The 12,816-nt window shown below is 72.0% G+C and carries 11 protein-coding genes; 5 read left to right on the plus strand and 6 right to left on the minus strand.

Going from position 1 to position 12,816, the window contains the following annotated elements; genetic code table 11:
- Positions 1-25 precede the first annotated feature (25 nt).
- The 4 genes from ACODT5_RS09650 to ACODT5_RS09665 form a co-directional block, all read right to left on the minus strand.
- Positions 26-685 (minus strand): GOLPH3/VPS74 family protein, encoded by a 660-nt coding sequence (locus tag ACODT5_RS09650; RefSeq protein WP_422518763.1) that lies wholly within the window; start codon positions 683-685, stop codon positions 26-28.
- Positions 686-827: 142 nt separating this feature from the next.
- Positions 828-2,906 (minus strand): MDR family MFS transporter, encoded by a 2,079-nt coding sequence (locus ACODT5_RS09655; protein WP_422518764.1) that lies wholly within the window; start codon positions 2,904-2,906, stop codon positions 828-830.
- 65 nt (positions 2,907-2,971) lie between these two features.
- Positions 2,972-4,321, minus strand: a complete 1,350-nt coding sequence (locus ACODT5_RS09660; RefSeq protein ID WP_422518765.1) for a 6-phospho-beta-glucosidase — start codon at positions 4,319-4,321, stop codon at positions 2,972-2,974.
- Between the two features lie 55 nt (positions 4,322-4,376).
- The gene (locus ACODT5_RS09665) at positions 4,377-5,366 is read right to left on the minus strand and encodes an MmyB family transcriptional regulator (RefSeq protein ID WP_422518766.1); all 990 of its coding nucleotides are present in this window, start codon (positions 5,364-5,366) and stop codon (positions 4,377-4,379) included.
- Between the two features lie 224 nt (positions 5,367-5,590).
- Here ACODT5_RS09665 and ACODT5_RS09670 point away from each other — a divergent pair, with 224 nt between their 5' ends.
- From ACODT5_RS09670 to ACODT5_RS09680, 3 genes are all read left to right on the plus strand, one after another.
- Positions 5,591-6,259: a helix-turn-helix domain-containing protein gene (locus tag ACODT5_RS09670; RefSeq protein WP_243338946.1), complete on the plus strand. Its 669-nt coding sequence runs from the start codon at positions 5,591-5,593 to the stop codon at positions 6,257-6,259.
- A 64-nt stretch (positions 6,260-6,323) separates the two neighbouring features.
- Positions 6,324-6,881: a toxin-antitoxin system, toxin component gene (locus tag ACODT5_RS09675; protein WP_422518767.1), complete on the plus strand. Its 558-nt coding sequence runs from the start codon at positions 6,324-6,326 to the stop codon at positions 6,879-6,881.
- A complete protein-coding gene (locus ACODT5_RS09680) occupies positions 6,878-8,056 on the plus strand; it encodes an MAB_1171c family putative transporter (RefSeq protein ID WP_422518768.1) in 1,179 nt (392 codons plus the stop codon). Before ACODT5_RS09675 ends, ACODT5_RS09680 begins: the two co-directional genes overlap by 4 nt.
- A 23-nt stretch (positions 8,057-8,079) precedes the next feature.
- Here ACODT5_RS09680 and ACODT5_RS09685 read toward each other — a convergent pair whose 3' ends face one another.
- Complete coding sequence (locus ACODT5_RS09685) at positions 8,080-8,856, minus strand: bestrophin-like domain (protein ID WP_422518769.1); 777 nt, start codon at positions 8,854-8,856, stop codon at positions 8,080-8,082.
- A gap of 48 nt (positions 8,857-8,904) precedes the next feature.
- Positions 8,905-9,489, minus strand: coding sequence for a hypothetical protein (locus ACODT5_RS09690; protein ID WP_422518770.1), 585 nt, complete (start codon positions 9,487-9,489; stop codon positions 8,905-8,907).
- A 358-nt stretch (positions 9,490-9,847) separates the two neighbouring features.
- On the opposite strand from ACODT5_RS09690, the gene ACODT5_RS09695 reads away from it, so the two are divergent.
- On the plus strand, positions 9,848-11,248 hold the full coding sequence (locus tag ACODT5_RS09695) for a M20/M25/M40 family metallo-hydrolase (RefSeq protein ID WP_422518771.1): 1,401 nt from the start codon (positions 9,848-9,850) through the stop codon (positions 11,246-11,248).
- Positions 11,249-11,283: 35 nt separating this feature from the next.
- A complete protein-coding gene (locus ACODT5_RS09700; RefSeq protein ID WP_422519611.1) occupies positions 11,284-12,795 on the plus strand; it encodes a YfcC family protein in 1,512 nt (503 codons plus the stop codon).
- The last annotated feature ends 21 nt before the right edge of the window (positions 12,796-12,816 follow it).

The following is a 12,816-nucleotide window of genomic DNA, read 5'->3' on the forward strand; positions in this document are numbered from 1 at the left end:
TCCGGAAGCGGGGCCCCAGACCGACCTAGCCGACCGCGGCGACCGTCACCACGGTGGCCGCAGCCACCGCCACCTGCATGTCGCGGATGGCGGAGCGGACGCTCTCGGCCGCCCACTGCCCGCCGGCTATCTCCGCCGTGCGCGCGGCGACCTCCTTGCGCGGGCCGCCCGGGAAGGCCAGCCCGTGCAGTTTGGCCGCGTGGATCAGGGCGACGAGGCTCGCGGTGCGTTCGTCCGGCTCGGTGTCCTTGAGGACGACGGAGGCGAGACGCTCGCGCAGCGCGCGCTCGATCGTGCCGTCGGCCTCGGGAAAGCGCCGCACCGGGAACACACCGAGGGCCTTGCGCCGCTCCTCCACGACCACGCCGCGCCCGCTCAGCCGCTCCACCGCCGCGGCTATGGCCTTGGCTTGATCCTTCGTCAGCCAGTCGGTCACCCGGCGCTTGCTCCGGCCGCGCATCCAGGTCTGCATCAACCTGATCCGGCCGTCGAGCAGTTCCTCGCCGGTGGGCGAGGTGTCCACCAGCTCCAGGTACTTGCCGGTCACCACCACCCGCTCCGCGAGCACCAGTTCCAGCAGGATCCCGCCCGCCACGGCCCAGCCCACCGACTGCCGCTGCTTCACCGATCCGGACGCGTCGTCCAGCGACAGCAGCGTGATCTCCTCCGCCAGCGTGATCGTCATGCCCAGCTCCCCCGCAGATCGTCCGTCCGCCTTCTCATGATCAGACGTCCGCGCACGCACCGGCGTTCCACCGGTTCCCAGATCGGCTCAAAATCGCACCGCACCGCACCCGCACCGCCGTCGGTACCAGCGCCGACGGCGCCTAAGGCCGCCCCGCCATCGCACGCGGGGCGAAGTTCCCGTCGCCCAGGTCCTCCGCGAGCAGCCGCTTCGCGATCGCGTCCGCCGCGGCCCGCAGCTCCGCGCTGCGCGGACGGCCCCGGTCCTTCTCCAGCTGGTCGCCGAGCCACGTGGCCCACGCGTCCGAGATGACGCCCGCTTCCCGCTCCCCCGCCGGGGTCTGCGTGTAGAAGTTGTTCTGCCGCGTCATGTAGCCCTCGTCCACCATCCGTTCGAAGACCGGCAGCAGCACCTCCGGGGGCAGGTGCCGGCGCGAGGCGATGAGTCCCAGGCTCGCGTAGCCGACGGTGCGGGTCATCAGGTCCACCTGCATCACCGCCCACGCACCCGCCATGTCCAGCCGGGTGTCCGAGGAGTTCACGATTCCGCGGGCCGTCTCCGGCCCCATGCTCCGCACCAGCTTGCCCACCGCCAGTTCCAGCAGCTTCGCCGAGTCCCCGGAGGCCGTGGCGGGCGAGCCGAAGCCGTCGCCCATGTCCGTGGAACCGGCCCGCGCGCTGTCGCGCAGCTTGACCTGCTTGAGGAACAGCGCGACGACGAATCCGACCACCGCCACCGGCACGGTCCACAGGAACACCGTGTGCAGGGTGTCCGCGTACGCGTTGACGATCGGCCCGGCCGCCGCCGGGTCGAGCCCGTGCACGCCCTGCGGGCTCTGCGCCGCCGCGCCCAGCTGCTGCGGGTCCTGGCCGGTGGCGCGCGCGGCCTCCTCCACCCCCTTCGCCAGCGCGGGCTTCAGGGTGTTGGCGTAGATCGTGCCGAAGACGGCGGTCCCGAAGGCGCTGCCGAGGGTACGGAAGAAGGTGACGCCCGAGGTCGCGGTGCCGAGGTCGGCGTAGTCCACGGTGTTCTGCACGGCGATGGTCAGCACCTGCATGCACAGGCCGATGCCGGTGCCGAGGACGAACATGTACAGGGATTCCAGCCAGGCGCCGGACTGCGGCCCCATCAGCGACAACAGGTAGAGCCCGAGGCCCATCACGGCGCAGCCGACGATCGGGAAGATCCGGTAGTGCCCGGTCTTGCTCGTGACGTTGCCGCTGAAGACCGACGCGATCAGCAGGCCGATGACCAGCGGCAGCGTCCGTACGCCGGAGACGGTGGCCGAATCCCCGTCCACGTACTGCAGGTACGTCGGCAGGAAGGTCATCGCGCCGAGCATGGCGAAGCCGACGACGAAGCTGAGGACGGAGCAGACCGAGAAGACGGGGTTGCGGAACAGCCGCATCGGCAGCATCGGCTGCGCGGCACGCGTCTCCACCAGGCAGAACAGCGCCAGTGCCAGGACACCGCCGGCGAAGAGCCCGACGATGAGCGGCGAGCTCCAGGCGTACTCGTTCCCGCCCAGGCTGGTGGCCAGGATCAGCGCGCTCGCGCCGATCGCGACCATCGCGATGCCCAGGTAGTCGATGACCGGCTTGCCGACGGCGCGTACGGAGGGGATCGTCTTCGCGGCCGCCACCACGACCAGGATCGCGATCGGCACGTTGACGTAGAACGCCCAGCGCCAGGTCAGGTGGTCGGTGAAGAGTCCGCCGAGCAGCGGCCCGATGACCGTAGCGACGCCGAAGACGGCGCCGATCGCGCCCTGGTACTTCCCTCGTTCGCGCAGCGGGACCACATCGGCGATGAGGGCCATCGCGGTGACCATGAGCCCGCCGGCTCCGATGCCCTGGATGCCGCGCCACACGATGAGCAGGGTCATGTTGCTCGCGAGGCCGCACAGGAACGAACCGGTGATGAAGACGATGGCGGAGACCTGGAAGACCAGTTTCCGGCCGAAGAGGTCGCCGAACTTGCCGACGAGCACGGTCGCGACCGTCTCGGTGAGCAGGTACGCGGTCACGACCCAGGACATGTGGTCCCCGCCGCCGAGGTCCGCCACGATCGTGGGCAGCGCCGTGCCCACGATCGTCTGGTCCAGGGCCGCCAGCAGCACGCCGAGCATGATCGTGCCGAACACGATGTTGCGCGAACGCCGGTCGAGCACGGGTGGTGCCGCGGCGGACAGGGCGGGGGCTGCACCTTCGGCTGTGGTCACACCTCGCACTCTCACAGCGCCCCCGCCCGGCCGCATGCGGCGTTAGCCCATCCGGGCGGGAGCCCTCAGCGCAGGTACGCCAGCCCCGGATGCTCCGCCGCGTACCCGGTCACCAGCCGCCGGGCCACCCCAACCGAGTCCACCAGCGGATGCAGCGCGAAGGCCTTGACGGCGTCCGCCCGCGATCCGCTCGCCGCCGCGGCGAGGACCTCCCGCTCGGCGGCCTTGACCGAGGTCACCAGACCCACCGCGTGGAGCGGCAGCGGGTCGACGGCGACCGGGTGGGCCCCGTTGGCGTCGACGAGGCAGGGCACCTCGATGACGGCCTCGGCGTCGAGCACCGACAGGGTCCCGCGGTTCCGGACATTGAGGATCAGGGTGGCGCGCTCGTCCCGGGCGATGGCGCGCATCAGGGCGAGGGCCACCTTCTCGTACCCGCCCGACTCCAGGTCGCTCTCCTCGCGCTCGCCGACGCCCGCGACCTCGCGGTTCTCGGCCATGTACGTCGCTTCGCGCTCGGCCCTGGTGCGGTCCCAGGCGGCCAGCGCCGCCCCGGGTGCCTGATCCGGCCGCCCTGCTTCGGCGTAGAACCCCCGCTGCTGGTCGCGCAGGAACGCCCCGCGCGTCTGCTCGGCCTCCTGGTACGCCCGTACCGTGTCGCGGTTGAAGTAGTAGTAGTGCAGGTACTCGTTCGGGATCGCCCCGAGCGAGCGCAGCCACTCGGCGCCGAACAGCCGGCCCTCCTCGAAGGATTCCAGCGCCTGCGCGTCGGCCAGCAGCCGCGGCAGTTCGTCGCGCCCGCCGATCCGCAGCCCGCGCACCCAGCCCAGGTGGTTGAGGCCGACGTAGTCGATCCAGGCGTCCTCGGGCCGGGCGCCGAGCAGCCGGGCGATCCGCCGCCCGAGCCCGACCGGCGAATCGCAGATGCCGATGACCCGGTCTCCGAGCTCCTCGGCCATGGCCTCGGTGACCACCCCGGCCGGATTCGTGAAGTTGATCACCCATGCATCGGGGGCGGTACGGGCCACCCTGCGCGCGATCTCGCGGGCCACCGGCACCGTCCGCAGGCCGTACGCGATCCCGCCGGCGCCCACCGTCTCCTGGCCCAGCACTCCCTCGGCCAGGGCGATCCGCTCGTCGGCGGCCCGCCCTTCGAGCCCCCCGACGCGAATGGCCGAAAACACGAAGTCGGCGCCGCGCAGGGCCTCGTCGAGATCGGTGGTGGCGGTGACGGCCGGGGCGTCCGCGATCCCGGCGGCCTGGTCCGCGAGCACCCGGGCCATGGCGCGGAGCCGGCCGGAGTCCTCGTCGTACAGGGTCACGTGCGACACCCTGCCCTCGGCGTGATCGCCGAGCAGGGCTCCGTAGACGAGCGGTACCCGGAATCCGCCCCCGCCGAGGATCGTCAGCCGCACGCCCTTACCGCCTTTCGCAGTGCCACGTTTCGTGGCACCAGTGTCCCCCTCCGGATCAGTCCACCGGCGACGGCACGGCCCTCAGCCGCGGCACCTGGTGCGGCTGCGCGCCCGGACCGCCGGGCAGCGGACCCGTCGGCCGGCCCTGCGGCGTCGAGAGGACCAGTGTCATCCGGGTCAGTCCCATGCCGTCGAGCATCGGGCCGGATTCGGCCACCATCCGGCAGCGCACCAGGCCCCAGCCCGGGTCCGGGTGGCGCACGGTGCGCACGGCGCCGTCCTGTTCGGCGGCCTCGGCCCCGTGGGTCGTCAGCCAGTGCGGCACTCCGTACCGGTAGGCGGCCTCCATGAACGGGTCACGGGCCACTTCCTGACGGATGCTGCGCAGCCCCTCGTCGTCGGGGGCGGCGGCCAGCGCGGTCGCGAAGCGGGCCAGGAGCGGTACGCACCAGGCCGGTTCGTGGTCCTCCAGGACGGCCGCCGCGTCCGGGTGGAACAGTACGAAGCGCAGGAAGTTGTCGTCCGGCAGGGCGGTCGGATGCGGGCGCACCGACTGGAAGAGCCGGTCGAAGGCCGAGTTGGTCAGGGCCACGTCCCAGCGGTGGTCCACGAGGAAACTCGGGTAGGGCACGGCCTCCATGAGGGCCGCGTAGTCACAGAGGTAGTCGCGCTGCGCCGGATCGTCGGGCAGCCGGTTGTCCTCGGCCGCGCGCCAGGTGGGCGGCGGGTCGCGGTCGACCATGATCCGGAAGAGCCAGAAGCACTGCCGCTCGCTCATTTCCAGGGCCTCGGCCAGGGCGAGCAGCTTGCGGTCCGTCCACTCCTTGACCAGGCCGCGCTCCCAGTTACCGTACGCGCGCACGCTGATGCGCAGACGCGCCGCCAGGTCTTCCTGGCTCAACCCCAGTTCCTCCCGGCGCTGGCGCAAAATCTCCTTGCGTCGCTCCGACCGCACGGCGCCGCGTGCGGACTCCTCGCCCGCGAGGCGCTCCCCACCGATGTGGGCGAGCCCTTCGGACGGGCCCACCGCTGCGAGATGTGGCACCGAGAGCTCCCCCCTCTTTATTACGGTCTGGATCTTCATTTCCGTGTGGCGATCCTGCTACCGACTTCATTCGAGTGTCAACTATTGTGGCAATTCCAGCCTCTGGGCAGCTCGATCCCGCCACAGATGTGGCACGTTCTAGCCGTACGGACAGGGACCGGATAGATTCCTGGAGCCGACCACGTGCCCGCACCCCGACCTCGCGCGATCTAGGAGAACCACTGGTGACAGACGGCTTCCCGGCTCCCGTCGCGGTGGCCAACACGCTCCTGGCAGCCACCGTCACGCGGGTCGCAGAACTCGCGGGCAAGCTGGGCCGCGACCTGAACCAAGTCTTCGACCTGCGCCGCCTTTCCGAGGCCTCGGGCGTACCCGCCGACGTGGTGCGGAGCCTGTTGGACGGCCGGCCCGCCGGTGAGCCCGATCTCCAGACCCGGTTCCTCCAGCGCCTCGACCTCCTGCGGCGCACCCGCGTCAAGCCCAACGGCCGCCGCTACACGCAGCAGGAGATCGCCGACGGCGCCGCCATGTCGCGCCAGCAGGCCGGGGCCCTGATCAACGGCGACAGACGGCCGACCATGGAACACTGTGACGCGATCCAACGCTTCTTCGGGGTGCATGCCGGATTCCTCACCGCCCACGACGCGGACGCGCTCACGGACGCCCTCCAGCGCACCGAGCAACAGCTGCTCCAGGACTTCGCGGGCCGCGCACGGGAAACCGCACCCGCCCCGGCCGCTTCGGCAGGCGATCCGCTGGCAAGACTTCTCCAGAACCACGGCGTACGGGGCATCGCCTGGCGTGCCGCCCAACTGCCCAGCGACAAGCACCGGGACAAGGTGACCGAATGGCTGGACATGCTTCTCGAAAGCGTCAAACCGAACGAATCCTGACCCAGTCGAAAGTCTGGGTCTGATCCTTGAGTCCTGATCCGGATCCGCGCCGACGGGGAGAACGGTGAGCATAGGCAGAGAGCAGCGGCGGTTGTGCGGGGAGCTGGTGGCAGGCATCAGCCTGACAGCTCCCGTGGAACCCGTGGACCTCTACGCCGCCCTCTGCGAGGGCATGAGCAAGCACCGCGGCCGCCGGGTGGAGTTCCGGATGGCCTCGTTCCCGCCGGGGACGGCCAGCGGCCTGTGGCTCGACATGGCGGACCGCGATCTGGTGGTCATCGAGGAACGCACCGCACCCGACCACCAGTTGGTGATCCTCGGGCACGAGTTGTGGCACATGAAGGCCGGTCACTGCAGCCACCACGTCGACGGCGCCGCCGTCGCCGCGCGACTGCTGTCGGACGGTGCCGACATCGGCGAGACCGTGCGCCGCGTCGCCGCGCGCACCCGCGCCGACGTCCAGGAGGAGACCGAGGCCGAATCCTTCGGCCTGCTGCTGGGCAGCCGCTGTCGTACCTGGCTGGCCGGATCGGCCGGCCACCGGGCGCCGGCACAGCGGGACCAACTGGCCGGCCGCATCGAGGCCGCGCTCGGATACCGGGGGCACAGGAACGACCATTGAAAGGCCAGGACTACTACACACCGGCAGCCGCGATGGCGATCGCACTCGCCTTCAAACTGCCGGCGCTACGGACCAACTGGCGCGATCCGCTCCTGCGATCGGTCTGCGCCCTGCTCACCCTGGCCGGCGCCATCTTCACCTTCGCCGCCCCGCCCACGATCGAGGCGGTCAACCGCTGGACTGGCATAACCAACTTCACCGCCCTGTTCGTCTACTGCCTGATCACCGCCTTCAGCGCCGCCTGCCTCGTACTGATCGTCAACTGGCGCGGCGGCCCCCCCGAGGAGACCCGGCGCGTCTCGCGGGCCTGGATCCTCGGCTACTCCGCCGTGATCGTGGCGCTGACGGTGCTGTTCGTCCTCGGTGACACCCCGGTCGAGCGGCTGCGGGACTTCGACACCCACTACGCCAACACCCTCTTCATCCGGGAGATGATCGCCCTCTACCTGGTGGCCCACAACGTGGCCGCCTTCGTGATGGTCGCGATGTGCTGGCGCTGGTCCCTGCAGGTGCGCGGCTGGCTCCGCGTCGGCCTCGTGATCATCGTCATCGGGTACGTCTTCAACCTCTGCTACGACGCCACCAAGATGACCGCCGTCGTGGCCCGCTGGACCGGCCACGACCTGGACTGGCTGAGCACCTCGGTGGCACCGCCCGTCGCCTCCATCGGAGCCAACGTCAGCGCCGTCGGCTTCGTCCTGCCCCTGGTGCTGCAGCGGCTGTCCGACAGCTGGCAGTACTGGTCCACGTACCGGCGGCTGGGCACGCTCTGGCGCGAGGTGCGCATCTACGGCCCCAAGGGCGTCCCCAGCGTGCGGATGGCCTGGTGGTCCGCCCTCGAGCTGCGGATGATCCAGCGCGAGTCGGACATCCACGACGGCTTCCTGCACCTCGGCCCGTACTTCGACCAGTCCCACCGGGACGACGCCCTCGCGCGGGCCTTCGCCGCCGGAGCCGACGAGGAGACCGCGCGGGCCGTCGCCGACGCGGCCATGGTCGCCGCCGCCGTGCGCGCCCGCGGGGCCGACCCCGAGGGACGGGTCATCGGGGCCAGCGAGGAGGGGGCGCCGCCGGCCACCGACGGTCCGCGCGACCTCGTACGGATCTCGCACGCCCTGCGGAACTCGCCGGTGGTGGCCGAATGCCGCCGGCAGGCGGCGCTGTCCGGGCGCTGAGCCCCGCCCGGCGGGGCCGGTGATCAGCTCCCGGCGGCCAGTGACAGGGACGGGAAGAGATCCTGGAACGGCGCCGCCGAGTCGATCCCGTCCCGCCCGAAGGGCGCGTCGAAGCTCCACACCATGAACAGCAGGAACACGATCAGCGCGCTGAACAGCCCCGCGAGCAGCAGCTCCCGTCCGGAACGCCGGATCTGCAGGGTGAAGATCAGCCCCACGGTGACCAGCCCGCCCGCGACCAGCCCCAGCCAGACCACCCCCGGCAGCGTGGACTCGTCGGTCTGCGTCCGCTCGTGGCGGGCGTCGTCGGCGGCCGCGATGTGGTCCAGCAGCGGCTGGTAGGCCTGCGCCTGCAGCTCGTTGCCCGGGCTCTGGTGGGTGACGCCGCTGCGCAGCTTGCCGAGCAGTTCGCCGCCCTCCGGGGACACCGGCGCCCCGGAGGTCAGCCGCGGCCAGTCCACGCTGACGGTGTGGGACACGTACGCGTCGACCTCGCCGCGGATCCGGTCGCGCACGGCGGCCGGGTAGACGTCGGCCCGCTGGGTGACCTCGTACAGGGACTGGGCCTCACGGCGGACGCTGTCCTCGGCGGCGCCGCGCGCCTCCCAGACGCCCGCGATGGCCAGGCCGAGCACGATCGCGTAGACCACGCCGACCATCATCACCATGTACTCGAGGACGTCGGGGGTTTCGCTGGTGTCCTCGTCGTCGGCGACCCGGCGGTGCCGGATCGCGGTGAAGGCGAGGACGAGGGCGCAGACGAGCGCCATGGCGATGGCCAGGACCAGCCATTCGGACACGAGGGTTCTCCGTAGGTCGAGATGAGCGGACTGGACGTGGGGGCGTGTCTAGCCGCGGCTCCTGGAACGGGGCCGCAGCGCGACGGCCGCGAGCACCGCCGGGGTCGTGACGACGACCATGAGCATCAGGGTGGACATGCCGTCCGGGCCGCGCCGCGCCAGGGCCGCCGAGTGGTATGGGCGCACGTGGAAGCGCCCCACCGCCCCGGTCCCCGCTGCGCCCCGGTGCGGAGCCACCGCTTCGCCCGGAGCCGCCTCCGTGACCCCGGGCGCCCGCACCGCGGCCACCCGCGGCTGCGCCGGCGCAGGCCTTGCCTGCGCCGTCGGCCCGGGGGCGGGCTCCGCCGCCGCGCCGGGCGGCGCGGGGTCGAGCGGCCCCGCCCCCGGGTGGCGCACCGTCGGCGCGGCCGGCCCGGGCAGCAGCACCCGGGCGGTCGGCCGCACGGCCGGAGCCGGGCCCGGCGCCGACACCGGGGGCGGCGCCGCCGGGGGCCTCGGCTGCGACCCGGCCGGAACGCACAGGTCGACCCGGGCGCCGCGCCCGTGGCCGTCCCCGGCGACCGCCACATGACCGTGCAGCGGGCAGAGCGCCGCCACCAGGCCGGCCCCGGCGAAGTACTGCCAAGCGGTCACCGCGCGTTCTCCCGATTCAGCAGCAGGGATGAGGGCTATGCCTGAAGAAACGATCACGGCGGTGGTTCGATACGCGCCAGACAGGTCAAGATCGGCCCTCGGCAGCCCACTTCGAGCCACACCGGGTCCCGGCCGGGCGCCCGCCCGGCCCGGACCGGCCCCGGACCCGTACCGGCGGGCGTGCCGGCGCGCACCACCCCACCGCGCCGCTACGCTCCCCTCCCCTCCGCCCCCGCGGTCCGCGTTCACCCGCCCGGCCCACTCCGCCACGGCGCGGCCCGCTCCCCCCGCCGATGATCGGAGAACCCGATCCCGCAGCTCAGCGGGGTCGCCCCGGGGAGCACAGGGACGGTGTCAGGTGGACGCGGACGGCTCGCAGACCCTCGAAGCACAGGTCGACGCCCTGATGCACGGCCTCCGGGCCGACCTGGAACGGCTCGCCTCGATCCCCTCGGTCGCCTTCCCCGGATACCCGCCGGAGCCGGTCCTGGAGGCGCACGACCTGATCGTCTCCCTGCTGCGCGAGGCGGGCGTCCCCACCATCGAGCGGATCGACCTCCCCGACACCGCCCCGGTCGTCTACGGGGAGATCCCGCCCCCGCACCCGGACGCACCGACCGTCCTGCTGTACGGGCACTACGACGTGCAGCCCGCCGGCAACCCCACCCTGTGGCTCTCCCCGCCCTTCGAGCCGACCCCCGTCCCCGGGGTCCCCGGAGCCCTGCGGGCGCGCGGGATCGCCGACGACAAGTCGAACGTGATCGCGCACCTGGGCATGCTCCGGGTCTACGGCGGCCGCCCGCCCGTCGGGATCAAGCTGGTGATCGAGGGGCAGGAGGAGTACGGCAGCCCCTTCGACGACTACCCGCCCACCGATCCCGACCGGTTCGCCTGCGACGCGATGGTCATCGCCGACCTCGGCAACCTGCGGCCCGGCACCCCGACCCTGACCACCGGTCTGCGCGGGGCCTGCGAGGTCGTGGTGGAGGTGCGCACCCTCGCGGAGGCGCGGCACAGCGGGGAGTTCGGCGGAGCCGCCCCCGACGCCCTGCTGGTCCTGCTGCGGGCGCTGGCCACCCTGCACGACGAGCACGGGGACGTGGCGGTGCCCGGGCTGCGCCGCGATCCCTGGGAGGGGACGACCTACACCGAGGAGGAGTTCCGCGAGCTGGCCTCCGTCCGGGACGGGATGCCGCTGATCGGCACCGGCTCGCTCGGCGAGCGGCTGTGGAGCGGACCCGCCGTCACCGTCATCGGGCTGGACGCCCCGGACGTGGCGGGCGCCGCCTCCGCCGTGGTCCCGTACGCGCGGGCCAAGCTGAACCTGCGCTTCCATCCCCTCCAGGACCCGAAGGAGGCCCGGACCGCCCTCGTGAAGCACCTGCGCGCGCAGCGCCCCTTCGGGATCCCGCTCACCGTCACCCCGGGCGACACCGGCCCCGGCTTCGAGGCGCGGACGGGCGGGCCGGCGTACCGGGCGGCGCTGACCGCGCTGAAGGAGGCCTGGGGCACCGAGGCGGCCTACGTGGCCACGGGCGGCTCCATCCCGCTGGTGAACGGCCTCGCGCGGGCGGCTCCGGGGGCGGAGGTGCTGCTGTTCGGCGCTCAGGACAGCATGTGCAACCTGCACGCGCCGAACGAGCGGGTGCTGCTGTCGGAGGTGCGCAACACGGTGGTGGCGATGGCCGCCTTCGTCCGGGAGTACGCGGCGGACTTCGGCGCGGCCCGGGCCCCGAAGTCCTCGGGAGGCGAACAGTGACCACCACGCCCCCGGCCCCGCCCCAGATCCCGACCGTGCAGGATCCGCCGGAGGAGCCTGCGCCCGCGCGGAAGTTCTCCTTCCCCAGCGCGCTGACCATCCTGGCCATCGTCACCGTCGCGATCTGGCTGCTGGCCTTCCTCGTCCCGGCCGGGCAGTACGACCGCGACGACAGCGGCTCGCCCGTCTCCGGCACCTACCACCGGGTCGACGGCACCCAGAGCTTCACCGATCGCCTGAACGACCTGTTCCTCTCCCCCGTCAACGGGCTCTACGGCCTCCAGGACCCCAAGACCGGCGAGGTCGGGCCCACCTTCAGCGGTGATCTGTACGGCAGCGCGGGCGTGTTCCTCTTCGTGCTCGCCATCGGCGCCTTCATCACCGTGGTGTTCGCCACCGGGGCCCTCGACCGAGGCATCGCCCGCCTCGCCCACCGGCTGCGCGACCGCGGTGCGCTGCTGATCGCGGCCGTGATGGTGGTCTTCTCGATCCTGGGCACCGTGGAGGGCTTCGCGGAGGAGACCCTCGGGTTCTACGGACTGCTCGTGCCGATGATGCTGGCCCTCGGCTACGACCGGCTGGTCGCCGTCGGCGCCGCCATCCTCGGGGCGGGCGTCGGCGTGCTCTGCTCGACGGTGAACCCGTTCGCGACCGGTGTGGCCTCCTCGGCGGCCGACATCTCGCTCGGCGACGGGATCGGGCTGCGGTTCCTCATGTGGATCGTGCTGACCACCGTGACCGTGCTCTACGTGATCCGGTACGCGCGACGGGTCCAGAAGGACCCCTCCAAGTCGATCTGCGGGTTCCTGCCCGGGGACCGGGAACAGAAGGCCACCGACGCCGACGAGGTGGAACCGGAGCTGACCGGGCTGCACAAGACCGTGCTGGTCCTGCTGGTCCTCGTCTTCGCCTTCATGATCTTCTCGGTGGTGCCCTGGTCGAGCGCGCTCACCGGCGACGCGGACGCGACCCCGTACACCTGGGAACTGGACTGGTCCTTCGCCCAGTTGGCGGCGCTGTTCATCTGCGCGGCCGTGCTGATCGGCCTGGTCGCCCGGATGGGCGAGGCCAAGCTCAGCTCCACGATCATCCAGGGCGCGGCCGACTTCATCTCGCCCGCCCTGGTCATCATGCTGGCGCGCGGGGTCACGGTCATCATGAACAACTCGAAGATCACCGACACCGTGCTGCACTCCATCGAGGGCGTGGTGAAGGGGACTTCGTCCGGGGTCTTCGCGATCCTCGTCTTCCTCGTGAACCTCCCGCTCGCCTTCCTGATCCCCTCCACCTCCGGGCACGCCACGCTCACCATGCCGATCCTGGCCCCGCTCGCCGACTTCGCCGGCGTCTCCCGCGCGCTGATGGTGACGGCCTGGCAGTCGGCGAGCGGGTGGATGAACCTCTGGGTCCCCACCACGGCCGTCACCATCGGCGGTGTCGCGCTGGCCAAGGTCGGCTACGACAAGTACCTGCGCTTCGTCTGGCCGTTGCTCGGCATCCTCTTCGTGCTGATCTGCGGGTTCCTGGCCCTGGGCGCCGCGATGTGACGACGCCGGCCCACCGTCCCG

This window comes from Streptomyces tatrensis (assembly GCF_049310065.1).
Classification (GTDB): domain Bacteria; phylum Actinomycetota; class Actinomycetes; order Streptomycetales; family Streptomycetaceae; genus Streptomyces.

Bases quoted from the DNA above. Each gene is read 5' to 3' on its own strand.
- ACODT5_RS09650 (WP_422518763.1), bottom strand. From the start codon at position 685: ATGACGATCACGCTGGCGGAGGAGATCACGCTGCTGTCGCTGGACGAC.